The organism is Pantoea sp. CFCC18177, from assembly GCF_059412425.1.
The window spans coordinates 146,580-171,813 of sequence record NZ_JBNBPL010000010.1; the positions used below are offsets into that span (position 1 = coordinate 146,580).

24 protein-coding genes are annotated in these 25,234 nt (G+C 56.6%); 17 read left to right on the forward strand and 7 right to left on the reverse strand.

What is annotated here, in order from left to right:
* Positions 1-95: 95 nt before the first annotated feature.
* The gene (locus ACPUC8_RS12980) at positions 96-599 is read right to left on the reverse strand and encodes a DUF1198 family protein (protein WP_039330597.1); all 504 of its coding nucleotides are present in this window, start codon (positions 597-599) and stop codon (positions 96-98) included.
* A gap of 177 nt (positions 600-776) precedes the next feature.
* Between ACPUC8_RS12980 and folD the strand changes: the two genes are divergently transcribed.
* Positions 777-1,643 carry a bifunctional methylenetetrahydrofolate dehydrogenase/methenyltetrahydrofolate cyclohydrolase FolD gene (gene folD, locus ACPUC8_RS12985; RefSeq protein WP_039330566.1) on the forward strand — a complete coding sequence of 289 codons (867 nt, stop codon included), beginning with the start codon at positions 777-779 and terminating at the stop codon, positions 1,641-1,643.
* Positions 1,643-1,855: a ribosome-associated protein YbcJ gene (gene ybcJ, locus ACPUC8_RS12990; protein WP_039330567.1), complete on the forward strand. Its 213-nt coding sequence runs from the start codon at positions 1,643-1,645 to the stop codon at positions 1,853-1,855. Before folD ends, ybcJ begins: the two co-directional genes overlap by 1 nt.
* A 162-nt stretch (positions 1,856-2,017) precedes the next feature.
* Here ybcJ and cysS read toward each other — a convergent pair whose 3' ends face one another.
* Positions 2,018-3,403, reverse strand: a complete 1,386-nt coding sequence (cysS, locus tag ACPUC8_RS12995) for a cysteine--tRNA ligase (protein ID WP_039330568.1) — start codon at positions 3,401-3,403, stop codon at positions 2,018-2,020.
* 218 nt (positions 3,404-3,621) lie between these two features.
* Between cysS and ppiB the strand changes: the two genes are divergently transcribed.
* The 4 genes from ppiB to purK all read left to right on the forward strand — a co-directional run bounded on the left by ppiB (position 3,622) and on the right by purK (position 6,533).
* The gene (gene ppiB, locus ACPUC8_RS13000) at positions 3,622-4,116 is read left to right on the forward strand and encodes a peptidylprolyl isomerase B (protein ID WP_034828227.1); all 495 of its coding nucleotides are present in this window, start codon (positions 3,622-3,624) and stop codon (positions 4,114-4,116) included.
* The gene (gene lpxH, locus ACPUC8_RS13005) at positions 4,116-4,832 is read left to right on the forward strand and encodes a UDP-2,3-diacylglucosamine diphosphatase (RefSeq protein ID WP_039330569.1); all 717 of its coding nucleotides are present in this window, start codon (positions 4,116-4,118) and stop codon (positions 4,830-4,832) included. The genes ppiB and lpxH overlap by 1 nt, the downstream gene beginning before the upstream one ends.
* Before the next feature lie 130 nt (positions 4,833-4,962).
* Positions 4,963-5,472: a 5-(carboxyamino)imidazole ribonucleotide mutase gene (purE, locus tag ACPUC8_RS13010; protein WP_039330570.1), complete on the forward strand. Its 510-nt coding sequence runs from the start codon at positions 4,963-4,965 to the stop codon at positions 5,470-5,472.
* Positions 5,469-6,533, forward strand: coding sequence for a 5-(carboxyamino)imidazole ribonucleotide synthase (purK, locus tag ACPUC8_RS13015; protein ID WP_039330571.1), 1,065 nt, complete (start codon positions 5,469-5,471; stop codon positions 6,531-6,533). Before purE ends, purK begins: the two co-directional genes overlap by 4 nt.
* Before the next feature lie 203 nt (positions 6,534-6,736).
* Here the strand turns inward: purK and ybbP are convergent, their stop codons facing one another.
* Complete coding sequence (gene ybbP, locus ACPUC8_RS13020) at positions 6,737-9,154, reverse strand: putative ABC transporter permease subunit YbbP (protein ID WP_494926450.1); 2,418 nt, start codon at positions 9,152-9,154, stop codon at positions 6,737-6,739.
* Positions 9,151-9,837, reverse strand: a complete 687-nt coding sequence (gene ybbA, locus ACPUC8_RS13025) for a putative ABC transporter ATP-binding protein YbbA (protein WP_058973086.1) — start codon at positions 9,835-9,837, stop codon at positions 9,151-9,153. The genes ybbP and ybbA overlap by 4 nt, the downstream gene beginning before the upstream one ends.
* Here ybbA and tesA point away from each other — a divergent pair.
* The 5 genes from tesA (at position 9,805) to ACPUC8_RS13050 (ending at position 13,607) form a co-directional block, all read left to right on the forward strand.
* Entirely contained in the window at positions 9,805-10,431 is a 627-nt protein-coding gene (gene tesA / locus ACPUC8_RS13030; protein WP_197063317.1) for a multifunctional acyl-CoA thioesterase I/protease I/lysophospholipase L1, read from the forward strand. The genes ybbA and tesA overlap by 33 nt on opposite strands.
* A gap of 31 nt (positions 10,432-10,462) precedes the next feature.
* Complete coding sequence (locus ACPUC8_RS13035; protein WP_039330575.1) at positions 10,463-11,236, forward strand: SDR family oxidoreductase; 774 nt, start codon at positions 10,463-10,465, stop codon at positions 11,234-11,236.
* Positions 11,237-11,315: 79 nt separating this feature from the next.
* Positions 11,316-12,170 (forward strand): thioredoxin family protein, encoded by an 855-nt coding sequence (locus tag ACPUC8_RS13040; RefSeq protein ID WP_039330576.1) that lies wholly within the window; start codon positions 11,316-11,318, stop codon positions 12,168-12,170.
* Between the two features lie 64 nt (positions 12,171-12,234).
* Positions 12,235-13,149, forward strand: a complete 915-nt coding sequence (locus ACPUC8_RS13045) for an SPFH domain-containing protein (protein ID WP_039330577.1) — start codon at positions 12,235-12,237, stop codon at positions 13,147-13,149.
* Positions 13,149-13,607: an NfeD family protein gene (locus ACPUC8_RS13050; RefSeq protein WP_039330598.1), complete on the forward strand. Its 459-nt coding sequence runs from the start codon at positions 13,149-13,151 to the stop codon at positions 13,605-13,607. Before ACPUC8_RS13045 ends, ACPUC8_RS13050 begins: the two co-directional genes overlap by 1 nt.
* Here ACPUC8_RS13050 and cueR read toward each other — a convergent pair.
* On the reverse strand, positions 13,583-13,999 hold the full coding sequence (gene cueR, locus ACPUC8_RS13055) for a Cu(I)-responsive transcriptional regulator (protein WP_494926451.1): 417 nt from the start codon (positions 13,997-13,999) through the stop codon (positions 13,583-13,585). The genes ACPUC8_RS13050 and cueR overlap by 25 nt on opposite strands.
* Positions 14,000-14,222: 223 nt before the next feature.
* Here cueR and copA point away from each other — a divergent pair, with 223 nt between their 5' ends.
* The 3 genes from copA to ybaK all read left to right on the forward strand — a co-directional run bounded on the left by copA (position 14,223) and on the right by ybaK (position 18,391).
* A complete protein-coding gene (gene copA, locus ACPUC8_RS13060) occupies positions 14,223-16,727 on the forward strand; it encodes a copper-exporting P-type ATPase CopA (RefSeq protein ID WP_494926452.1) in 2,505 nt (834 codons plus the stop codon).
* A 71-nt stretch (positions 16,728-16,798) separates the two neighbouring features.
* A complete protein-coding gene (locus ACPUC8_RS13065; RefSeq protein ID WP_494926453.1) occupies positions 16,799-17,599 on the forward strand; it encodes a TraB/GumN family protein in 801 nt (266 codons plus the stop codon).
* Positions 17,600-17,911: 312 nt separating this feature from the next.
* Positions 17,912-18,391: a Cys-tRNA(Pro)/Cys-tRNA(Cys) deacylase YbaK gene (gene ybaK / locus ACPUC8_RS13070; protein WP_039330581.1), complete on the forward strand. Its 480-nt coding sequence runs from the start codon at positions 17,912-17,914 to the stop codon at positions 18,389-18,391.
* Here the strand turns inward: ybaK and ACPUC8_RS13075 are convergent.
* Positions 18,388-19,257, reverse strand: coding sequence for a LysR family transcriptional regulator (locus ACPUC8_RS13075; RefSeq protein WP_494926454.1), 870 nt, complete (start codon positions 19,255-19,257; stop codon positions 18,388-18,390). The genes ybaK and ACPUC8_RS13075 overlap by 4 nt on opposite strands.
* Positions 19,258-19,347: 90 nt before the next feature.
* Here ACPUC8_RS13075 and ACPUC8_RS13080 point away from each other — a divergent pair, with 90 nt between their 5' ends.
* Entirely contained in the window at positions 19,348-19,779 is a 432-nt protein-coding gene (locus ACPUC8_RS13080) for a multidrug/biocide efflux PACE transporter (RefSeq protein ID WP_494926455.1), read from the forward strand.
* 80 nt (positions 19,780-19,859) lie between these two features.
* Here ACPUC8_RS13080 and ushA read toward each other — a convergent pair whose 3' ends face one another.
* Positions 19,860-21,554 carry a bifunctional UDP-sugar hydrolase/5'-nucleotidase UshA gene (ushA, locus tag ACPUC8_RS13085; RefSeq protein WP_494926459.1) on the reverse strand — a complete coding sequence of 565 codons (1,695 nt, stop codon included), beginning with the start codon at positions 21,552-21,554 and terminating at the stop codon, positions 19,860-19,862.
* Between the two features lie 221 nt (positions 21,555-21,775).
* On the opposite strand from ushA, the gene ACPUC8_RS13090 reads away from it, so the two are divergent.
* Positions 21,776-22,972, forward strand: coding sequence for an MFS transporter (locus ACPUC8_RS13090; RefSeq protein WP_058971704.1), 1,197 nt, complete (start codon positions 21,776-21,778; stop codon positions 22,970-22,972).
* A 220-nt stretch (positions 22,973-23,192) separates the two neighbouring features.
* Positions 23,193-24,881, forward strand: coding sequence for a YbaL family putative K(+) efflux transporter (ybaL, locus tag ACPUC8_RS13095; RefSeq protein ID WP_039330586.1), 1,689 nt, complete (start codon positions 23,193-23,195; stop codon positions 24,879-24,881).
* Positions 24,882-25,234 lie beyond the last annotated feature (353 nt).

The window sequence follows — 25,234 nt, forward strand, 5'->3', positions numbered from 1 at the left end:
AGAGTGTTGAATCATTGAGCAATTCGTCCTGAATGTCGAACAGCAGGCTCCCTATGTCGAGCCATCCGTCCTCAATGCCCACCAACCCCCAACCCTCAGTGCCGCTTACGCCACTCACTCATCGACACCAAGTTACTCGCCTCACCGGACTCCCCTTCCAGCTCAATCCCTTGCTGCGTAAACAGCGCATTGTACTGTTCACGCAACGCGTGCAACTCGGCACTCTCCGGTTCCAGCTGTCTTAAGAATCCTAACGCCAGCAACAGCTGCTGCCGCGAAATCAGCCCGGAAAACCCAGCCTTGGTCAAAATGCCATGCCAGCGCACCGCGTTCTCGTCGCTGCCATCGACAATCAGAACCTGCCAGATCAGCATCACCGCTGCGCCGTTCTGCAGATGGGTTTCGTTGTCGCCCGCGATGTAATCGGTGAACTCTTTGGCCGCGTCTTTACCCATCAGTGACAGCATCGATTCGATATGCACCGGCGGCAGTTGCAGCCTTTTACTCAGCCCTTGCGCGGCATGGCGTGAACCGGCCGTCAGCAGTTGAAACCCTACAACAAACACCACCGCCAGCGTGGCGAGTATTAACCAAATCATCACGGCATCCACATAATTTCCTGAGGGGCATAATACGCGCTAAGGCGGGTTGCCGTCACTGCGAAAAAATCGCGAAACGCCCTGCCCGAACGAATCTCTACCTGACAGCCGCACGCGCTTCTGACAGAATAGGCGCCATTCCCCGATTTAACTTTCTACAGATGGATTTCCTCTCTGATGGCAGCAAAAATTATTGACGGTAAAACGATTGCGCAGCAGGTGCGCTCTGAGGTTGCCGAAAAAGTACAGCAGCGTTTAGCAGCCGGTAAACGTGCACCGGGTTTAGCCGTGGTTCTGGTGGGTGAAAACCCCGCTTCGCAAATCTATGTCTCCAGCAAGCGTCGTGCGTGTGATGAAGTGGGGTTCATCTCCCGCTCATACGATCTGCCTGCGACCACCAGCGAAGCCGAACTGCTGGAACTTATCGATACGCTGAACAATGACAACGAGATCGATGGGATTCTGGTTCAGCTGCCGCTGCCAGCGGGCATCGATAATGTCAAAGTGCTGGAACGCATCGTGCCGGACAAAGACGTTGATGGCTTCCATCCTTACAACGTAGGTCGCTTGTGCCAGCGCGCACCGAAGCTGCGCCCTTGTACGCCGCGCGGTATCGTGACGCTGCTGGAGCGCTATAACATCGACACTTACGGCCTGAACGCCGTGGTGGTGGGCGCATCGAATATCGTTGGACGCCCGATGAGCATGGAACTGCTGTTGGCCGGTTGCACTACCACTGTCACGCACCGTTTCACCAAAGATTTGCGTCATCATGTTGAGCACGCGGACCTGCTGGTGGTTGCGGTTGGTAAGCCGGGCTTTATTCCGGGTGACTGGATTAAACCGGGCGCAGTGGTGATTGATGTGGGTATCAATCGCCTGGAAAACGGCAAAGTGGTGGGCGATGTGGAATTTGAGACGGCCTCTGAGCGCGCGTCTTACATCACGCCAGTGCCGGGCGGCGTTGGCCCGATGACCGTAGCAACACTGATTCAAAATACATTAGTCGCGTGTGAAGAGTATCACGACGCAGAGGAGGCATAATGGCCACGTTCTCTTTAGGTAAACATGCCCACGTTGATCTGTGTGACCTGCTGAAGCTGGAAGGTTGGGTGGAGAGCGGCGCGCAGGCGAAAGCCTTTATCGCTGACGGCGAAGTGCGCGTGGATGGCGCGGTTGAAACGCGTAAGCGTTGCAAGATTGTGCAAGGCCAGACGGTGGAGTTTGCCGGACAGCGTATTACCGTTGTCGCCTAAACGAACAGTCCAATAAAAAGGGGCGAACATCGGTTCGCCCCTTTTTGCATTCTGTGGCCGGGAAATCCTGGTACGCATTAATGCGTACCCTACAATCACAGGCTGAGATCCAGGTGCGCATCAATGCGCCCCCTACGATCTGCCGCCAGCGCACCAGATGATTTATTTACGACGCCAGCTCGAACCCTGCGGGCCATCTTCGACAATCACGCCCAGCTCATTCAGTTTGTCACGCGCGACATCCGCCTGCGCCCAGTCTTTGGCTGCACGCGCATCAGCACGGGTTTTCACCCAATGCTCGATTTCCGCGACTTCTTCATCATCCACCTGCGCACCACTCTGCAGGAACTGCTCTGGATCTTGCTGCAGGATTCCCAGCACGTTGGCTAACTGACGCAGTTTTGCTGCCAGCGCATCGGCTGCCGCGCTGTCTTCGGTTTTCAGGCGATTGACTTCACGCGCCATATCGAAGAACACCGAGTAAGCTTCTGGCGTGTTGAAGTCGTCATCCATCGCCGTACGAAAGCGGGCTTCAAACTCTTCGCCGCCCGCTGCGGTCGCGTTGGCATCGGTGTGACGCAGCGCGGTGTAGAGACGCTCCAGCGCCGCACGCGCCTGGTTCAGGTTGTCTTCGCCGTAGTTAAGCTGGCTGCGATAGTGCCCGGACATCAGGAAGTAGCGCACGGTTTCAGCATCGTAATGCTTGAGGACGTCACGCACGGTGAAGAAGTTGCCAAGTGATTTCGACATCTTCTCGCGATCGATCATCACCATGCCGGAGTGCATCCAGTAGTTGACGTAATCGCCGTCGTGCGCACAGGTCGACTGCGCCACTTCATTTTCATGGTGCGGGAACATCAGATCCGATCCGCCGCCGTGGATATCGAAATGCGAGCCCAGCTGTTTGCAGTTCATCGCTGAACATTCGATGTGCCAGCCCGGACGACCGTTGCCCCACGGTGAATTCCAGGCCGGCTCATCCGGCTTGGACATTTTCCACAGCACGAAATCCATCGGGTTGCGTTTGATTTCAGTGATTTCGACGCGCGCGCCCGCCTGCAGCTGATCCAGATCCTGACGTGACAGCACGCCATAACCTTTATCACTCAACACATCGAACATCACGTCGCCGTTCGCCGCCACGTAAGCGTGCTTACGTTCGATCAAACGCTCAACCATTTCGATAATTTCTGGGATATGGCGTGTCGCGCGTGGCTCCAGGTCCGGCGGCAGAATGCCCAGCGCGTCAAAATCTTTGTGCATTTCGCCGATCATACGGTTGGTCAGCGTTTCGATGCTTTCGCCGTTCTCGTTTGCACGTTTGATGATCTTGTCATCAATATCGGTGATGTTACGCACATACTTGAGCTGATAGCCCACATAGCGCAGATAACGCGACACCACATCAAATGCCACGAAGGTACGCCCATGACCGATATGACAGAGGTCGTAAACCGTAATTCCACAGACATACATGCCGATCTGACCAGCGTGGATCGGTTTAAATTCCTCTTTCTGACGGCTCAGGGTGTTATAGATCTTCAGCATTGAACGATTCCGTTATTTACGTTTGCGGGATACGCCTTTCCAGCGTAGCTCGACATTGTGCCGTATTTTTCTCAGTTGTGCATCGCTCGCTTAGCTTCTGTGGCTGCCTTACTGACGAGCCATCGGAAATTGTGATATAAGAGGCGTCTACAAAAATGCCCCGCCGCTATGCAGGCGTGGCAGTTGATACTGACGACACCCGTAACAGGACGAATATAATGGTCACTTTCCAGACGAACCATGGCGACATCGTAATCAAAACCTTCGATGACAAAGCGCCGGCTACCGTGAAAAACTTCCTGGACTACTGCCGTGAAGGTTTCTACGACAACACCATTTTCCACCGTGTTATCAACGGTTTCATGATCCAGGGCGGCGGTTTTGAGCCTGGCATGAAGCAGAAAGACACCAAAGAAGATATTCGTAACGAAGCCAACAACGGCCTGAAGAACACCAAAGGTACGCTGGCGATGGCCCGTACTCAGGCGCCACACTCCGCGACTGCCCAGTTCTTCATCAACGTAGCAGACAACGACTTCCTGAACTTCCGTGACGAAAGCCTGCAGGGCTGGGGTTACTGCGTGTTCGCTGAAGTGGTTGAAGGTATGGACGTGGTAGAAAAAATCAAAGCGGTGAAAACTGGCCGCAGCGGCATGCACCAGGACGTTCCGGTTGACGACGTTGTCATCCAGAAAGTGACTGTTAGCGAGTAATGTCGCGCACGCTGTTTATCGCAGATTTGCATCTGTGCACAGAAGAACCGGCAATTACTGCCGGTTTTCTGCATTTTTTGCAGGGTGAAGCGCAGCAGTGTGATGCGCTTTACATCCTCGGCGACCTGTTCGAGGCCTGGATTGGCGATGACGATCCCAATCCGCTGCATCAGCAAATTGCCGCCGCGTTAAAAGCGCTGCCGGTGCCGAAATTCTTCATCCATGGCAATCGTGATTTCCTGCTCGGTAAACGTTTTGCCCGCGCAAGCGGCATGACGCTGCTGCCGGAAGAACAGGTGCTGACGCTTTACGGCCAACGCGTGCTGATTATGCACGGCGATACCTTGTGTACCGATGATGAGGGCTATCAACGCTTCCGCGCGAAGGTGCATCAGCGCTGGCTGCAACGCCTGTTCCTTGCCCTGCCGCTACGCATCCGTATGCGCATCGCCGCACGTATGCGCGCGGACAGCAAAAACGCGAATCAGCATAAGTCGTTAAGCATCATGGATGTTAATCCGCAGGCCGTGGAAGCCGCGATGACGCGTCAGCAGGTGCGGATTTTGATTCACGGGCATACCCATCGTCCGGCTGTGCATCAGCTATCCGTGCAAGGTGAAAGCGCGCAGCGCGTGGTGCTCGGTGCCTGGCATGAAAACGGTTCGATGATTCAGGTCGATGCCGATGGCGTGCAGCTGATCGAATTCCCCTTCTAATTTCGGGCATCATTGCCCGTTTTCGCCCTACGCAACCGTTTTCCTTGCTGCCATCTCATGCTATTCTCTGTGCCCTTCTTTACCTGCCCGCCCGGCCAGGTTCGTTCGACTATTCACAGGAGTTGACCACATGTCATCCAACGCCACCCCGGCTCGTATCGCCATCGTCATGGGTTCCAAAAGTGACTGGGCGACCATGCAGTTCGCCGAGGAAATTCTTAACAGCCTGGATGTTCCGTTCCACGTTGAAGTGGTCTCTGCTCACCGTACGCCAGATAAGCTGTTCAGCTTTGCCGAAACTGCCGCAGATAACGGTTTCCATGTGATCATCGCCGGTGCGGGCGGTGCAGCGCATTTGCCGGGCATGATCGCCGCCAAAACCCTGGTGCCGGTGCTGGGCGTGCCGGTACAGAGCGCCGCACTGAGCGGTGTCGATAGCCTCTACTCTATCGTGCAGATGCCACGTGGTATTCCTGTGGGTACGCTGGCAATTGGTAAAGCCGGTGCCGCCAACGCTGCCCTGCTGGCGGCACAGATTCTGGCAGTGCATGACAAAGATCTGGCCGCGCGTCTCGCGACCTGGCGTCAAACACAGACCGATGAAGTGCTGAACAACCCAGATCCGCGGGGGGATGCATGAAACCGGTTTGCGTACTCGGCAACGGTCAGTTAGGCCGTATGTTGCGCCAGGCGGGTGAACCGCTGGGCATCGCTGTCTACCCGGTGGGTCTGGATGCTGAACCTTCAGCGCTGCCTATCGCCCAAAGCGTGATCACCGCAGAGATCGAACGCTGGCCGGAAACCGCGTTAACGCGCGAACTGGCGAGCCATCCTGCTTTTGTGAACCGCGATATTTTCCCGCGTCTGGCCGATCGCCTGACGCAAAAACAGCTGCTCGACCAGCTAAACCTGGCAACCGCGCCGTGGCAGCTGCTGGTTGATAAAAGCGAATGGCCGCAGGTGTTCAACTCGCTGGGTGAGCTGGCGATTGTGAAACGTCGCACCGGCGGTTATGACGGCCGTGGTCAGTGGCGTTTACGCGCCAATGAAACCGACGCGCTGCCGGATGAGTGCTATGGCGAATGCATCGTTGAGCAGGGCATCAACTTCAGCGGTGAAGTGTCGCTGGTTGGCGCGCGTGGTCAGGATGGCACCACGGTGTTCTATCCGCTGACGCATAACCTGCATCAGGACGGCATTCTGCGCACCAGCGTAGCTTTCCCGCAGGCGGATGCGGCGCAGCAGCAGCAGGCTGAAGCGATGCTCGGTGCGATCATGCATGAGCTGAACTACGTCGGCGTGATGGCGATGGAGTGTTTTGTTACGCCAGAAGGTTTGCTAATCAACGAACTGGCACCTCGCGTGCACAACAGCGGTCACTGGACGCAGAACGGCGCGTCTATCAGCCAGTTTGAACTGCATCTGCGTGCGGTGCTCGGTTTAGCGCTGCCAAAACCGGTGGTGTTTGCGCCGTCGGTGATGGTGAATCTGATTGGCACCGATGTGAATGTCGCCTGGCTGCAACAGCCGCTGGTGCATCTGCACTGGTACGACAAAGAAGTGCGTCCGGGCCGTAAGGTTGGGCACTTGAATCTGACCGATAGCGATCAGCCGCGCCTTGTGGCGGCGCTGAATGCGCTGGTGCCGCTGCTGCCGGAAGAGTACGCCAGCGGGATTGCGTGGGCGGTTGAGAAGCTGTAAGTGAAAAGGCCGCGAAAGCGGCCTTTGGTTTTTGTGCAGCACCCTAACAGCAGGCACTTTTTGTAGCGGTGCGATTTATCGCACAAACCTGAAGCGGCGTTATCGCTGATAAATGCGCAATAAATTGCGCCGCTACGTTATGAACCATGAAGCTATTCTTAGCCCGCCATGAACGCTCGATATTAAACGCGACGAGCTACCAATCACGCCGCCTCAAACCTTCTGAACAGCGCCTTGCCCTTCAGCAGCCGCACGCCCAACCAGCCACCGCACACTGACAGCAGCAGCGCCCCGCAGATCGGCAACGCGATCCACAACGTCCAGTCTGGCTCCCAAGGGAAATCAAAGATCTTGCGCTGCAAGCCCCACAATGCCGCTTCGGCACCCAACGCCGCCGCCACGCCCGACACCACGCCGAGCAAGGCAAACTCACACCACAGCGTGCCGCGCAGCAGTCGTTTGCTGGCGCCCAGCGTGCGATAAACCACCAACTCCTGTCTGCGCTGGCGCATGCCGACCTGAATCTGCGCCAGCAACAGCAGCACGCCACAGGCGGTGACCAGCACCACCATGATCTCCAGCGCCTGGCTCACCTGCGCCAGCACCTGACCGATCTGCTTCAGCATGCTACCCACATCCAACAAACTGAGCGTTGGGAATGCGCGATTAAGCTGCGCCAGTAACACCGGATTGTTATCCATGCGGAAGCTGGTGAGCCAGGTTTGCGGCTGTTGATCCAGCGCACCTGGCGGGAAAATAAAGAAGAAATTCGGGCGCAGGCTTTCCCAGTCGACTTTACGCAGGCTGGTGATTTTGGCGCTGAACTGCTGCGTATCGCCACTGAAGGTCAGGGTATCGCCCAGCTTCAGGCCCAGGCGATCCGCCAGCTCTCCCTCCATCGACACTTCCCCCGCTTTCGGTGGCCAGGCACCGGCAAGCAACGGGTTGTGATCCGGGCGATCCACCTGCCACGTCAGATTGAGTTCACGGTTAAGGGCATTATCCATTTTCGGATCGGCTTCTTTGCCGTTCAGCTCAGTGAGACGCGCCCGCACAATCGGGTAGAAGGTTTCAGCTTTGACCTGATGCTGGCCGAGGAATTCGCGTACCTGTGGCACCTGCTCCTGCGTCATGTTCAGCAGGAAGTAGTTTGGCGCATCGGGCGGCAACTGTTGTTGCCAGCGATCCAGCAGGTCGCCGCGCATCACCAGCAGCAGTGCCAGCAACATAAACGACAGCGAAAACGCCGACAGCTGGCTTAGCGTCATGACGGGTTGCCGTAACAGACGGTTGATGGCCAGCCGCATCGCGAGGTTGCGCACCACCAGCTTACGCAGCAGCAACAGCGTGCCCCAGCCGAGCAGTGACAGCAGCAGCGCCAGCATCACCACACCGGCCAGCAGCGCCCACAGCATTTTGCTGCCGCCCATCAGCAACGCCAGCAGCGCAATCACCACCAGCGCCATGGCGGGCAGATAAATGCGCAGCGGCCAGACGTTTGCCACCGCATCACGACGCAACACACGCAATGGCTGCGTTGCCATCAACAAACGATAAGGGCGCAATCCCACCAGCAGCGAAATCACAAACATCGCGCCAATCGCCCACAGCCACGGCCAGAAGCTGGCGGCGGGCAGCGCAGCGGGCAGCACCGGTTTGAGCATCACCAACAGGATGATTTCAATCCCCTGCCCCAGCACGCTGCCCGCTATAGCAGCCAGTAACAGCACCGCCAGCCACTGGCCGATGATCAGCCGCTGCAATGCCTGTCGCGTGGCACCCAAGGTTTTAAGCACCGCCACCAGATCGTAACGGCTTCGGCAGTAGTGGCTCATCGCCACCGCCACCGCAGCGATCGCCAGCATCAAGGTCAGCAGTGCCGAGAGCAGCAAGAACTGCTGTGCGCGCTGCATCGAACGCCCGAGCGCATCCTCTGAGTTTTCTACGCTGATCCAGCGTTCACCGGCCTTTAACTGTGGCTGAATCCAGCTGTCATAGCGCGCCAGCGGGGCCGGATCGCCCGAGAATTTGTAGCGCCAGCTGAGTCGGCTGCCGGGCTGGATCGCGCCGGTTTTCTCCACGTCGGCCAGGTTCATCAGCAGGCGCGGCGCGGTCTGGAAGGGATTGAAGCCGCCATCTGGCTCCTGAATCACCTCACCGGCGATACGCAAGGTGGTGTCACCGACATCAACGTTGTCACCGACTTTGAGATTGAGTAAGGCCAGCAGACGCGGCGCGACTAATACCGTACCCGCCTGAGGTTTTAAGCCGGGTGGATCGGTCTGCAAGGTGCCGAACATCGGATAGGCGTCATCAACGGCTTTGATGTCCGCCAGCTGCGGCGTTTGTTCGGCGAAGGTCATGGTCATAAAGCTGAGCTGGCGGCTCACAGAGAGCCCCTCATCACGCGCTTTATTTAGCCAGGCTTCTGGCGCGGGCGCACTGCTGCGTAAGGTGCGGTCTCCCGCCATAAAGTCTCGGCTTTGCTGGCTAAGTCCCTTCTCCATGCGATCGCTGATTGAACCCAGCGCCAGTACACAGGCCACCGCCAGCGTTAACGCCAGCCAGACAATCAGTAATGATGGTGAGCGCCATTCACGCCAGAACCAGCGCCAAATCATGACTCCTCCCACAGCTTGCCGTCACGCAATCGCAGCCGACGATCGCAACGCGCCGCCAGCTGTTCATCGTGCGTCACCAGAATCAAGGTGGTGGCGAAATCGCGGTTGAGGGAGAAGAGGAGATCGGCAATGCGATCCCCGGTTTTACGATCGAGGTTACCGGTGGGTTCATCGGCAAACAGCAGGCCGGGGCGTCCGCTAAAGGCACGAGCCAGCGCCACACGCTGCTGCTCGCCCCCCGAAAGTTGCGCGGGCAGATGGTGCAATCGATCCTTGAGCCCCAGCTGCGTCAGCAGTTCCACCGCCTGGCTGCGGCTATCGCGGTCGCTGTCACCACGCAGCAGCGCGGGCAGCTGCACGTTTTCCAGTGCATTGAGGGTCGGCACCAGCATAAAGGATTGAAACACAAAGCCCACTTCACGCGCACGCAACGCGGCACGCTGCTCTTCATTCATGCTGTGCAGTGGCTGGCCCAGCAGGTTCACTTCGCCGCTGCTGCCATCATCCAGCCCCGCCAGAATGCCCAACAGCGTAGACTTACCCGAGCCCGACTCACCAATCAACGCAATGGTCTCGGCTGGTTTGACAACCAGCTCAACTCCGGTAAGGATGGTCAGCTGATGCTCTCCTTGACCGACGGACTTAGTAAGATGATGAACTGCAACAATGTTTTCCGCTGGCATTATCCCTTCCTGTTGTTATTGCTTCTGCTGGTGTCTCGCATCGCCGCCGCCGATACCTTGCTGGTACTGGGCGACAGCCTGAGCGCCGGGTATCGCATGTCCGCTACCGCAGCATGGCCCAGCCTGCTCGATAAAACCTGGCAACAGCAGCCCAGAATTATTAACGCCAGCATCAGCGGAGATACCGCCGGACAAGGGCTGGCGCGTTTGCCGGGCCTATTAAAACAGCATCAACCCCGTTGGGTGTTAATCGAATTGGGCGGTAACGACGGTTTGCGCGGCTTCCCACCCCAGAACATCGCCCAGGATCTGAGCAAAGTGATCGACGAAGTAAAAGCCGCCAAAGCACAGCCGCTGCTGATGCAAATTCGTCTACCCGCTAATTATGGACGTCGCTATACCGAGGCGTTCAGTGCGATCTATCCGCACCTGGCACAGCAGTACAACATTCCTCTGGTGCCCTTCTTTATGGAGCAGGTCTATCTGAAGCCGGAGTGGATGCAGCAGGACGGTATTCACCCCAATCCGGATGCGCAGCCGTTTATTGCCAATCTGATGGCGAACGAACTGGCTCCGCTAGTAAAGCAGAATTAATGCAGGCGTGTGATTTATAACAGGTAAAGAAATGCAAAAAACGATTCTTATCACCGGCTGCTCCAGCGGCATTGGCTTAGTGGCCGCGAACGATCTGCTGTCACGCGGGTATCGCGTGATGGCCGCCTGCCGACGTCCTGAGGATGTCGCACACATGGAAGCGCTGGGCTTTATTGGCATTCAGCTCGATCTTGATGACGCGGAAAGCGTGAATGCCGCGGCGGATCGTGTGCTGGCATTATGCGATCACCGCCTGTACGGCCTGTTTAACAATGGCGGATTTGGTCAGTACGGGCCGCTCACCAGCGTGTCACGCGCGCAGCTGGAGAAGCAGTTCTCCACCAATCTGTTTGGCACCCATCAACTGACGATGCGCCTGCTGCCCGCACTGCAAGCCAGCGGAAATGGGCGTATCATCAATACCAGTTCGGTGCTGGGGCTGATTTCCACGCCGGGGCGTGGTGCCTATGCCGCCAGTAAATGGGCTTTGGAAGCCTGGAGCGATGCGCTGCGTATGGAAGTGCGCGATTCTGGCGTGCGGGTGAGCCTGATCGAACCGGGTCCGATTGCCACGCGCTTCACCGACAATGTGCATCAGGGCGAGCAGGATAAACCGGTACGCAACCCTGGCATTGCCGCGCGCTTTACTCTGCCGCCGGAAGCCATTCTGCCGAAGCTGCGCCATGCACTGGAGAGCAACCATCCGCGCCTGCGCTATCCCGTGACCCTGGTCGCGTGGATGATGAGCGTGCTGAAACGCCTGCTGCCGGGTTGGATGTTGGATCGCATATTGCGCAGCAACTAGGCGGCATGCCAGATTTAAACTTGAAGCGGGGCTGCTTGCCCCCATATCCTCAACACACTTTCTGCAAAGAGACGTATTCATGTCACAGGCTTTGATTATCGACATCAACGAATCCAACCTGCAACAGACGCTGGAGCAATCCATGCAGTTGCCGGTGCTGTTTTATTTCTGGTCCGATCGCAGCCAACACTGCCAGGAACTGACGCCGGTTCTGGAGCGTCTGGCGCAGGAATATGCCGGTCAGTTCATTCTGGCCTCACTGGATTGCGATAAAGAGCAGCGGGTGGCAGCACAGTTTGGTCTGCGTTCCATTCCCACCGTGTACCTGTTCCAGAACGGCCAGCCGGTTGATGGCTTCCAGGGTCCGCAGCCGGAAGAGGCGATCCGCGCTCTGCTGCAGAAAGTTCTGCCGCGTGAGGAAGAGCTAAAAGCGCAGCAGGCGATGCAACTGCTCGACGAAGGTAAACCCTTAGATGCCCTGCCGCTGCTGAAAGATGCCTGGCAGCTTAGCAACCAGAACAGCGAAATCGGTTTCCTGCTGGCAGAGGTGCTTATCACCCTCAACCGCAGTGAAGAGGCCGAAACCGTGCTGGCGGTGGTGCCTTTGCAGGATCAAGACACGCGCTATCAAAGCCTGGTGTCACAAATTGAATTGCTGAAACAAGCTGCTGATACACCGGAGATCCAACAACTGCAGGAACAGCTGGCCAGTGAGCCCGCGAATGCTGAGTTGGCTGCTAAACTTGCATTACAGCTGCACCAGGTGGGCCGCAATGAAGAAGCGTTGGATCTGCTGTTCAGCTTCCTGAAAAGCGATCTCAGCGCGGGCGAAGGTCAGGTTCGTAAGATGTTCCAGGAGATTTTGGCAGCCCTCGGCACTGGCGATGCCCTCGCGACTCGTTACCGCCGCCAGCTTTACTCGCTGCTGTACTGATCGGTACCGCGCGTTAAACGGGCCGAAGCGACTCGGCCCGAAAATCTGACAACCAGGAGGTTATATGTTGACTGTGATTCCCGTCATTATCGTGCTCGCGTTAGTGACAGTCTGGGCAGGCGTAAAAATTGTGCCACAAGGTTTTCAGTGGACGGTAGAGCGCTTTGGTCGCTACACCAAAACCCTTCCCCCCGGTCTGAGTTTAGTGGTGCCCTTCATGGACCGCATTGGTCGTAAGATCAACATGATGGAGCAAGTCCTCGATATCCCTTCGCAAGAAATCATCTCTAAAGACAACGCCAACGTCACCATTGATGCCGTGTGCTTTATTCAGGTGGTGGACTCGGCGCGCGCCGCCTATGAAGTCAGCAATCTTGAGCTGGCGATCCTCAATCTCACCATGACCAACATCCGTACCGTGCTGGGTGGTATGGAGTTAGATGAGATGCTGTCGCAGCGCGATAACATTAATACTCGCTTGCTGCATATTGTGGATGAGGCCACCAACCCGTGGGGCGTCAAAATCACCCGTATCGAAATTCGCGACGTGCGACCACCGCAGGAGTTGATTGCGGCGATGAACGCGCAAATGAAGGCGGAACGTACCAAACGCGCTGACATCCTGACGGCAGAAGGCGTGCGTCAGGCGGCCATTCTGCGTGCCGAAGGGGATAAGCAGTCGCAAATTCTTAAAGCGGAAGGTGAACGAACCTCAGCCTTCCTGCAGGCTGAAGCGCGTGAACGTCAGGCGCAGGCGGAAGCCAACGCCACACGTGTAGTATCCGAAGCGATTGCCGCCGGAGACATACAGGCGGTGAACTACTTTGTGGCACAAAAATATACTGATGCCCTGCAAAAAATCGGCGAGTCCCACAACAGTAAAGTGGTGATGATGCCACTGGATGCCAGCAGCCTGCTGGGTTCGATTGGTGGTATTAGTGAATTGCTGAAGGAGAGCCGTCAGGAGCGTAAACCGTGATCCTGATGGAACTGATTGCCCATCCACACTGGTTCTGGCTCACCCTCGGCGGCCTGCTATTGGCGGCTGAGATGCTCGGCACCAGCGGTTACCTGCTGTGGAGCGGACTGGCAGCGGTGTTGGTCGGCCTGATCGAGTGGTTATACCCCTTCTCGTGGACCAGCCAGGGTGCGCTGTTTGCCGTCCTCACGCTGCTGTGCGTGTTTTTCTGGTATCGCTGGATGCGTTATCGGGAAGTATCACAACAGCCGAATACCCTTAATCAACGCGGTTCTCAACTTATCGGTATGCAGTTGACGCTGGATAACGCCCTGAAAGATGGCTTAGGCCATGTGCGCATTGGCGACAGCAGCTGGCGCGTGCAGGCCAAGGAAGATCTTCCCGCTGGTACGCCGGTGATCGTGACCGGTGTGGTGGGCATTACGCTGCTGATTCAGCCACGTTTTCCCTCGGCCTGATGGCAGCAGCCTGCCAGATGATTGATAATCGGGCACTCGGCACTGTCATCACCGGGACACGCCTCCGCCAGTTCCAGCAGCCGCGCGCGCATCGCGTGCAGTTCTTCGATGTGCGCGGCGATTTCTTCGGCTTTCTTCAGGGTGCGAGCTTTCACATCCGCGCTGTGGCGGGCAGGATTATTAAACAGCGTCACCAGCTCGCGGCACTCTTCCAGCGTAAACCCGACCTGCCGCGCCTGGCGTAGCAGATTGAGTTCATCAATATGGTGCGCCGCATAGCTGCGATAACCGTTGTCACTGCGTAACGGGGCCGTCACCACGCCCTTCTCTTCATAAAATCGAATGGCTTTACTGCTCAGCCCGGTCTTTTTTGCTACATCACTGATGTTCATTTTTCACCTCTTGACCTTCCCCTGAATGGAAGGTTTACGCTTATCTCCATCATAATTCAAGCCCCCTCATGGGGCCTACTCTTGGTACAGGTGCGTTAGCCGCGTGGCGGCATCTCAGTCACTTACATAAGTAAGCGCCTGAGGATTTATCCACTTGTTGCCTTCCTGCAACCCGAAGATATGCAGGGTGTAATTTTATCACTGACAGATGAAGAGGTTACCTATGTCACATACTCAATTACTGGCACTGGACGGCTTGTCTTGCGGCCACTGTGTCAAACGGGTCAAAGAAGCGCTGGAACAGCGCGACGATGTCGAACAGGCCGAAGTCACCCAGCAGGAAGCGCGCGTCATCGGTGCGGCCAGCGCTGACGATCTGATTGCAACTGTTGAACAGGCTGGCTATCACGCCACAGCGGTAGACAGCCCAAAGCCTAAACCGTTGCCAGCCGTAGCGCCGCCGCCGGAGGCACTGGCAACGGAGCCACATACCCAACCGGCAGCTGAAAACCTTCCTGTCCACCATCTGCTGATTGGCGGCATGAGCTGTGCCAGTTGCGTCAGCCGGGTGGAACAGGCGTTACAAAAAGTGCCCGGTGTCAGTCAGGCTCGCGTCAACCTCGGTGAGCGCAGTGCGCTGGTGCTGGGCGAGGCACCCGCTGATGCGCTGATGAGCGCGGTGATGTCGGCGGGATACTCTGCCGAAGTGATCGATGATGAACAAACGCGGCGTGAACGTCAGCAAGTGAGTGCGCAGCAAGCCATGCGCCGCTTTAGCTGGCAGGCCGCGTTGGCACTGCTGTTTGGTGTGCCACTGATGATCTGGGGCATGCTCGGCGACAACATGATGCTGAGCGACGCCAACCAAACATTGTGGCGCTCGCTCGGCCTCATCACTCTGCTGGTGATGGTGATTGCCGGTGGCCATTTTTATCGCAGCGCCTGGCGCAGTTTGCGTCACGGCACGGCGACCATGGATACTCTGGTTGCCTTGGGCACGGGTGCGGCCTGGCTCTATTCCATGAGCGTGGCGCTGTGGCCCGAGTTTTTCCCGATGCAGGCGCGACATATCTATTTCGAAGCCAGCGTAATGATTGTTGGTTTAATTAACCTCGGACATGCGTTGGAGCAGCGCGCACGCCAGCGGGCATCAAAAGCCTTGGAACGTCTGCTGGATCTGACGCCCGCGCAAGCCCGCGTCATTAGCGATCAGGGCGAAACCTTACTGCCGTTAAGCGAAGTCCAGCCCGGCATGCTGTTGAAACTGGTAACGGGCGACCGCGTGCCGGTGGATGGTGAAGTCGAAAGCGGCGAAGCCTGGTTTGATGAAGCGATGCTGACGGGTGAAGCCGTGCCGCAAGCCAAACAGCCGGGTGATAAAGTCTATGCTGGAACGCTGGTGCAAGATGGCACGCTGCGCTTTGTGGCGCGCGCCACCGGCAGCCATACCACTCTTGCACGCATCATAAATCTGGTGCGTCAGGCACAAAGCAGCAAGCCGGAAATTGGCCGATTAGCGGACCGCATTTCGGCGGTGTTTGTGCCCGTGGTGGTCGCCATCGCCCTGTTGAGCGGTCTGGTGTGGTATCTGGTCGGCCCGCAGCCACAACTCGCCTACACCCTGGTGATCGTCACCACGGTGCTGATCATCGCCTGCCCCTGCGCCCTGGGCTTAGCCACGCCGATGTCGGTGATTGCAGGCGTCGGTCGCGCTGCGGAACTTGGCGTGTTGGTGCGAGACGCCGATGCGCTGCAGCGTGCCAGTGAAGTCGACACCATCGTGTTTGATAAAACCGGGACTCTGACGCGCGGCACACCAGAGGTCAGTGATGTACTGTTGTATGGCGACTGGAATCGTCAGCAACTGCTAAGCGCCGCCGCGCAGTTGGAGCAGGGGTCAAGCCACCCGCTGGCAAAAGCGATTCTGGCGGCAGCGCCAGACATCAACGCGGAGCCCTCAAAGCAATTTCGTACAATACGCGGCAAAGGCATCAGCGCTAAAGTCGCAGGCAGAACACTGTGGCTCGGCAATCAGGCGCTGCTGGACGAACAGCAGATCGATTATTCGGTCGCACAAGCCGATATCGAACGCTTCGCGCAGCAAGGTGCCACGCCGGTGCTGCTGGCGGATAATCGTCAACTGCTGGGTCTTATCGCCCTGCGTGACAGTTTGCGTCCAGAGAGCAAAGCCGCGTTGCAGCGCCTGCATCAGTTGGGGTATCGGCTGATTATGCTGACCGGCGATCACCCGAAAACTGCGCAGGCGATTGCCGCAGAAGCCGGAATTGATGAAGTGATTGCCGGCGTATTGCCCGAAGGTAAAGCGCAGGCGATTAGCCAGCTGCAGCAGCAAGGGCGCAAAGTGGTGATGGTTGGCGATGGCATCAATGATGCGCCCGCTTTGGCACAAGCCGATGTGGGTATCGCCATGGGCGGCGGCAGTGATGTGGCCGTTGAGACCGCCGCTATGACGTTGATGCGCAATGATCTGCACTGCGTGGCCGACGCGCTGGCGATATCGAGCGCCACGCTGCGGAATATGCGTCAGAATCTGCTGGGGGCGTTTATTTACAACAGTTTCGGTATTCCGATTGCCGCTGGGGTGCTGTATCCCTTTACCGGGATGTTGCTCAGCCCGATTGTTGCAGGTGCGGCCATGGCGCTGTCGTCGATTACGGTGGTAAGCAACGCTAACCGTTTGTTGCGGTTTAAACCTTCACAACGGTAATCGCCCTCTCTGCCCTGTTTTTCAGCGAGTGAAATCGCTAGCATGGATTTTTGACTCTAAAAGGACAGGGCATGAGACGCAGTCTGTGGCAAAGCCTTCAGCAACTGGCCGCTACCCTTTTCCCGGCGCGTTACAGCTGGCCGGCGATGGATATGCAATTAGGTGACCGCCGCCTGCATCTGGCTGGCAGCATTCACATGGGTACGCGCGATATGCAGCCGCTGCCCGAGGGGTTATTGCGGCAGCTTAACAAAGCCGATGCGCTGATTGTGGAAGCGGATATCACCCAGGGGGCATCGCCCTTCACCAATGACGATATGCATCCCCCGCTGGCCCTGCGCCTTGATGCAGACGTCCTGCAACGGCTGGATGCCCTGTGTGATGAGCTTTCGCTGTCGATGGGTATGTTTGACACCCTACCCTTTTGGCAAATCGCCTTGATGCTGCAAGCTCAGCAGGCGCAGCGCCTTGGATTGCGGCCACAATATGGCATCGATTATCAGCTGTTAATGGCGGCGAAAGCGGCCAATAAGCGCATTATCGAACTGGAAGGCCCGGAAACGCAGATCGCGTTGTTGAAATCGTTGCCGCAGGATGGCTTGCCGCTGCTGCTGGATACGCTGGAACACTGGCATACCAATGCGCGCTTGCTGCAAACCATGATCAGTTGGTGGTTGGATGCTCCGCCCAGTCAGCAACCGGTGGCGCTACCGACCACTTTTAGCAGCGACCTTAATGACACCCTGATGCGTCATCGCAATCAGCACTGGCGTGAATTGCTGCTGGCGCTGCCAAAAGGCCGTTATGTGGTGGCCGTGGGAGCACTGCATCTGTATGGCGAGGATAATCTGCCGGGATTATTGAAATCGTAGCGGCAAGTCCATGGGCGGCCTGAAGGCCTCCCCTACCAGGAATGTGCGGGACTATTGAAATCGTAGCGGCGCAATTTATTGCGCAATCTTTGGATGGGCACGCGGCCAAATGCGCGATATGGGATTGTTTGGAGTGATACATCAACAAAAAAAGAAGGCCAATATCGCTATTGGCCCGTCAAAGAGGAATTTGTTTATGATTTTGGTTATCACCAGGGTTACTGGCGCGGGCCAATTCTCGCGCAAAGTTCAGAATTTCGCCAGTAATTTTCGTCCAATCTGAATTAAGAATTTTTGTCGCAAGGAACGAATATGACACCTGCTGTAAAACTGCTGGAAAAACAAAAGGTCGCATTTACGCTGCATCCTTACGACCATGACAGCCATGAAACCAACTTCGGCGACGAAGCGGTTCGCAAGCTCAATCTGGATGCGCGACAGGTGTTTAAGACCCTGTTGGTGGCGCTCAACGGTGATGCTAAAGCGCTGGCGGTGGCCGTGACTCCGGTTTCTTCCCAGCTCGATCTCAAAAAAGTGGCGAAAGCGCTGGGAGCGAAAAAAGCCGATATGGCCGATCCACAGCTGGCACAGCGCGTAACCGGTTATCTGGTGGGTGGCATCAGTCCTTTAGGGCAGAAAAAACGTCTACCGACGGTGATCGATCATCAGGCGAGCGAATTTGCCACCATCTTTATCTCCGGTGGCAAGCGCGGGCTGGATATTGAACTGGCCGCACAGGATCTGGCGCGGCTGCTGGATGCGAGTCTAGCGGATGTGGCACGTCGCGACTAACTGGGCTGCTGCGCGCACAGTTGATCGATCATCCATCGCCCGGCCGGTCCGGGCGGATTGCGGCGCGACCAGATGACATCCACCGCAATGCGCTGCGGCCAGCCAGGTATCGGCAACTCTTTCAATACCTGATGACCAAACTGCTCCACCAGCCAGCGCGGCAAAACACTCCAGCCGAAGCCCTGCTCTGCCATCTCCAGCAACAGTAAATAGGAGGGGGCTGACCATACGCGCCCGGCAGGCAGCGGTTCACGATTTTGCACCCAGGTATTCAGCCGCAGATGGCGTAGCTCACCCAGTTGCGCTTCACTGACCTGCTTTAACTGCGACAGTGCGTGACCCTGATGCAGATAGATCGCCATCTGCGCCCCAACCTGTAAACGTGCCACCGCCAAATCCGGCGGGAGCTGTGGTTGCGCCCGCACCACGCCCAAATGAACGCGTCCCGCCTGCAACAAGTCGATCGCATCGGCATCCTCGGCGATCATGCACTCAAATTCGATATCCGAATAACGTGATTCAAAACGGTTCAACAGATTTTCATGATGATCCGCCTGCCAGAAATCTGAGATCGCCAGACTCAGCCGCGGCTCCACCCCTTGCGACAGGCGCGCCGCCAGTTCATCCAGCCGCTGGCTGGCCGCCAGAATCTGCTGTACCTGAGCCAGCGCACGTTGCCCCTGTTCCGTTAGCACCGGCTGACGCCCGCTGCGATCAAACAGGGTGAAACCTAAGTCATCTTCCAGATTCGCCACCGCACTGCTGATGGTGGACTGACTTTTCGCCAGTGCGCGTGCCGCCGCCGAAAAGGATCCGCTGGCCACCGTCTGCACAAAGGCCTCTAGGGATTCCGGGGAGTATTTCATGGTGAACCATCGCTTTTATCGATAGGTAATCATTTTATCTTAGCATTTCAGGGTGAGAAAATGCGCGACGTAACCAAAAAGGAGGTTTTTATGCGTACCCGTTCGCTGAAAGAACGTTTTTGTCATGCCGCAGGATTTGAAGTGCTGGCGATTTTAACTGTTGCACCGCTGGCAGCCTGGGTGATGGATAAACCGCTGTTTCAGATGGGCGCGTTGGCGATTATGTTATCGACCGTCGCTATGCTGTGGAACATGATCTATAACAGCGGTTTTGATCGCATCTGGCCGCCGCACGTCAAACGCGGTCTGGGTCTGCGTGCGTTGCACGCGCTGGGCTTCGAGGGGGGCTTCATCGTGATTGGCCTGCCGATTGCGGCCTGGATGCTGAATATTACGCTGCTGGAAGCCTTCGTGCTGGAAGTGGCGTTCTTTCTGTTCTTCCTGCCTTATACCATGGCGTATAACTGGATGTGGGATAAGCTGCGCCAGCGCTGGGTTGGGCAAAAGTCCTGCCAGGCATAAAAAATCAGTGTTCAATAATCGTAGCGGCGCGATTTATCGCGCAAAAATTGCGCCGCTACAGACCCAGCCGCTAACCTAAATTAATTATGCGCCATGCGCGGCCAGATCCACGCCAGGATGGCCTGCGGATAACTGCGCTTCCTCGGCTTCTCCTGCGCTTTATCTCGCTCTTGCACCTGCGCTTCCGTCAGATGCGTGATCCCCGCGGGTACATAATCAGCCACTTTAAGCGGTGAGTGCTGGCTGACGTAATCACGCAGCACGTCCGCATCACGCTGCCCGGTATTGTTAAAACCAGCATGGCTATCAATCTGCGGATATCCATCGCCGCCGCTGGCGTTAAAACTGTTGGTGGCCATGCGATAGGTTTTGTCCTTTTGCAGCGGTTCGCCATTGATCTTCACATCGCTGACCGCTTTCCCATCCGCCACCAGACTGATGTTGCTGAACTGTGCAAAGCCGCCGGAGTTGGGTTTGATATTCGCCACGGTAGCGAGATAACTCAGCAGCTCGTTGCCGGTTAAGGTGACAGAAACCACCTGATTCCCAAACGGCTGTACCTGTAACAGATCGCGCCAGCTTAATTTGCCTTCCGCTAATGAGGTGCGAATACCGCCGCCGCTCATCACCGCAAAATCCGCTTGGGTCGCGGCCATCTGCGCACGCAGAATCAGCTGACCGAGATTGGTTTGTTCAAAGCGTACCTTATCGCGCTCACCGACAAATACCCCATCGCTACTGCCCACGCTGACATCCAGTTTCTTCGCGGCACGCAGTTGATACGGCGTCAGCAGTTTCATCATGGCGCTGTTAGGCGGGATCTCTTCCTGCCAGGTGAGCCAGGAAACGCTGCCATCGAGGTTTTTCACCTCATGCTTAAGATTCACCGGGATCAGCTGATAACTGTCCAGCGTCAGCTCACCGTTACGGAAAGTGAAGTCGCCACGTCCGACATATTTGCCCCACTCTTTCGCCTGCATGATCCAAACGCCATTTTGCCGATCGGGCTGGCAGGGCTGGCCCGGCTGATAATCTTTGACGCTGACATTCTCTTTTTCCATGCATACCGCATCTTGCGAGTGACCGCCAATGATCATATTGATGGTGCCCGGCGGCAGGCTGCGCGCTAACTCCACATCGCCCGGCGCATTGCTACCATGCTGGCCGTCGTCGTAATGCCCCATGTGGGTTAAGGCCACGATGACATCGGGTTTCTCGCTTGCGCGCAATTCCGCTACCGCTTTTTCTGTCTCTTTCACCGGATCGCGAATATCGATCTCAGCAATATTTTCCGGGTTGGAGATTTTTAGGGTGTCGGTGGTGGTCAGGCCAATCACCGCAATTTTCAAACCCATGCGGTTAAAGATCGCCCACGGCTTAAACAGGCGCTGATCGGTGCCTTTTTGATAGATATTGGCGGAGAGAAACGGGAATTTCGCCCACTTCTGCTGCATTTGCAGCACGCTGAGCGGCTTGTCGAATTCATGATTACCCAGCGCCATGGCATCGTAACCAATCAGGTTCATGCCACGGATATCGGGTTCTGCGTTCAATAAATCGGACTCCGGTACTCCGGTGTTCACATCCCCGGCAGAAAGGATCAATGCGCCGCCGCCCCGCGCCTGCACATCATAACGCTGTTTATCCATCAGCGTTTTCTGCGCGGCCAGACCGTATTCGCCCTGCGCATTCGGCCAGTAGCGACCATGATGATCGTTGGTGTGCAGAATACTAAAACGATAAGTCCGATCCGTTTGCCAGGCCTGCGCCAGCATCGGCAGTAACAGCACGATCAGCGCTAACCAGCGCCCTTTCCGCGGTAATGACAACAAAGCCGATCTCCTTATTCTGCGTTTTTTCCACTTAGCCGTGGACTTAATGTGCTTTATCACTCATCTGTGTCGCACAGATGGCACTTTAACTCAAGACCAAAGGCTTATAGAGTCACTCAGGTATTAACAAACTGATAACGATAAACGCACTCTCAGGATTTTTTATGGCAAGTGAAATCGCAACCCCAGCGCGTGCGCCGGGACGCACTGCTTTTGGCATTTTAGGTGCCATCAGCCTCGCGCATCTGCTTAACGATATGCTGCAATCGCTGCTGCTGGCGATCTACCCAATGCTGCAAAAGGATTTTAGCCTTAACTTCGTGCAGATTGGTCTGATCACGCTGACTTTCCAGGTCACCGCGTCATTACTGCAACCGCTAATTGGCTACTACACGGATAAATATCCTAAGCCCTGGTCGCTGCCAGTCGGCATGGGTTTTACCCTGTGTGGACTGGTGTTATTGACCTTCTCCTCGACTTATCCGCAGGTGCTGCTGGCGGCCGCGCTGGTGGGCAGCGGTTCCTCCGTATTTCACCCGGAATCTTCTCGCGTGGCGCGTATGGCCTCTGGTGGACGTCACGGACTGGCGCAGTCGCTGTTCCAGGTGGGCGGTAATTTTGGAAGCGCATTAGGGCCACTGCTGGCGGCGATGATCGTCGCGCCTTACGGCAAAGGCCATCTGGGCTGGTTTGTGCTGGTGGCACTGCTCGGCATTATTGTGTTGTTGCAGGTGAGCCGCTGGTACAGCCACCAGCATCGTGCCAGCAAGGCGAAACCCGCCGCTGCACCGGTCAATGTACTGCCGCGTAAGAAAGTCGCTTTTGCCATTAGCATCCTGCTGCTGCTGATTTTCTCCAAATACTTCTATCTCACCAGCCTGAGCAGCTATTACACCTTCTATTTAATGCAGAAATTTGGACTTTCAGTGCAAGCGTCCCAATTCCACCTGTTTGCCTTTCTCGGTGCAGTGGCGGCCGGCACCATTATTGGCGGGCCGATTGGCGATAAAATTGGGCGTAAATACGTGATTTGGTGTTCGATTCTGGGTGTCGCGCCCTTTACGTTGCTGCTGCCGCACGCCAACTTGATGTGGACCAGCGTATTAAGCGTCATCATTGGCTTGATTCTGGCATCGGCGTTTTCCGCCATCCTGGTCTACGCGCAAGAGTTGATGCCAGGACGTATCGGCATGGTTTCAGGGCTGTTTTTTGGGTTTGCCTTTGGAATGGGCGGCCTGGGTGCCGCCGTTCTTGGCGTGGTGGCTGACCACACCAGCATCGAATGGGTATATCAAATCTGTGCCTGGCTGCCTTTGATTGGCCTTTTGACCGCTTTCCTGCCTGATAACCGCCACGCCTGAACCGCTTTTTGGGGGCAATTTTTTTCCATCGCCCCCCTCTACTCTGCGTAAATCCTGCCGATAGCTTGAGATAACTGAGGAAAATGCTGCTTCAGCTGCGTTTTCTTCTCATTTTTTCAATTTTTTCGCTTTTCACCGCTCAAATGTTTAAACGCGGTGGAGGATTGTGCATTACACTAGGTTGTTACAAGCGGATACATTTGCATACAAGGAGACAGGCATGCATCACACCACACCGTTGATCACCACCATTGTCGGGGGCCTGGTCCTCGCCTTTCTCCTTGGTATGCTGGCGAATCGTCTGCGTATTTCTCCGCTGGTGGGCTATTTACTGGCTGGCGTGCTCGCCGGTCCTTTCACGCCAGGTTTTGTCGCCGATACCAATCTTGCCCCTGAATTAGCCGAATTGGGCGTCATTCTGCTGATGTTTGGCGTTGGTCTGCACTTTTCCCTGAAAGATTTAATGTCGGTAAAGTCGATCGCCATTCCCGGTGCTGTCGCGCAGATTGCGGTCGCCACGCTGCTGGGGATGGGGCTTTCCTGGGCCATGGGCTGGTCGTGGATGACCGGTTTAGTATTTGGTCTGTGCCTCTCGACCGCCAGTACCGTGGTGTTACTGCGTGCGTTGGAAGAGCGCCAACTGATTGACAGCCAGCGCGGACAAATCGCCATCGGCTGGCTGATTGTCGAAGATTTAGTGATGGTGCTGACGCTGGTGCTGCTGCCCGCGATTGCCGGCATGCTGGAGGAAGGGAACGCCAGCCCGACGCTGCTACTGTGGGATTTGATGCTGACCATCGGCAAAGTCGTCGCCTTTATGGTGCTGATGATGGTAGTTGGCCGCCGCGTGGTGCCGTGGATTCTGGCCAAAAGTGCCGCAACCGGCTCGCGTGAACTCTTTACCTTGTCGGTGCTGGCGCTGGCATTGGGCATCGCCTTTGGCGCAGTGGAATTCTTCGATGTCTCCTTTGCGCTCGGCGCCTTCTTTGCCGGTATGGTGCTGAATGAATCCGAACTCAGCCATCGCGCCGCCCACGACACACTGCCGTTGCGCGATGCGTTCGCAGTGCTGTTCTTTGTCTCCGTCGGCATGCTGTTTGACCCGATGATTTTGATCGAACAGCCACTCGCCGTGCTGGGTGCGCTGGCAATCATCGTGCTGGGTAAATCCATCGCCGCCTGGCTGCTGGTCACCCTGCTCGGCCACTCACGCCGCACTGCTATGACCATTTCCGTGAGCCTGGCGCAGATTGGTGAGTTCGCCTTTATCCTGGCAGGTCTGGGGATTTCGCTCGGCATGCTGAGTGATGAGGGCCGCAATCTGGTACTGGCTGCCGCGATTCTCTCCATTATGCTGAACCCGATTCTGTTCACCCTGCTGGAACGTTATCTCGAGAAGACTGAAACCATCGAAGAGCAGACGCTGGAAGAGGCCATTGAAGATGAGAAGCAGATTCCGGTGGATATCTGCAACCATGCGGTGATCGTCGGTTACGGACGCGTGGGAAGCTTGCTGGGGCAGAAATTACTGGAAGCGGATGTGCCGTTAGTGGTGGTGGAAAACTCTCGGCCACGCGTCGAAGCGCTGCGCGAGCAAGGTATCAAAGCGGTGCTGGGCAATGCGGCACGTGTTGATACCATGGAATTAGCCCGACTCGATTGCGCCCGCTGGCTGCTGCTGACCATCCCGAATGGCTATGAAGCGGGTGAGATCGTTACCGCCGCCCGCGAGAAACGCCCGGATATCGAGATCATTGCGCGCGCGCATTATGACGATGAAGTGAATTACATCATTGAACGCGGAGCCAATCGCGTGGTGATGGGCGAACGTGAGATTGCCAACAGCATGTTGAACGTGTTGCAGGAAGAGATTGCCGAGCAACCGATTGTGCGTGAGTGCCCGATTTAATTTGGCGCCGTTATTAAACAGGTCGCCATAAATGGCGTAAGTCTCGTCAGTTAAGCGACTGACGATAACGCCGTCTGGGGTCGCATCGGGGCAGGCGGTCCTAACGCCGCTACGCGGTACCTCCACTTCATTCGTCTGCCTTACGGACCGGTGCCGATGGAACATCCATGTTCCAGCGCCACCTTTCGCCCGCGTCCTGCGGGCTCTCCTGGCATACTCACGCCGTTCAGCGCTGCGGAATGCCTGCCCCGATGCGACCCCAGCCAGCTCATCAGCTTCAGTGCGGGTTGTCAAAAAGGGCACATTGCCTGAAGCTCTGACGCCTCTGCTGCCCCCTCAGGGTTATCCGCAGC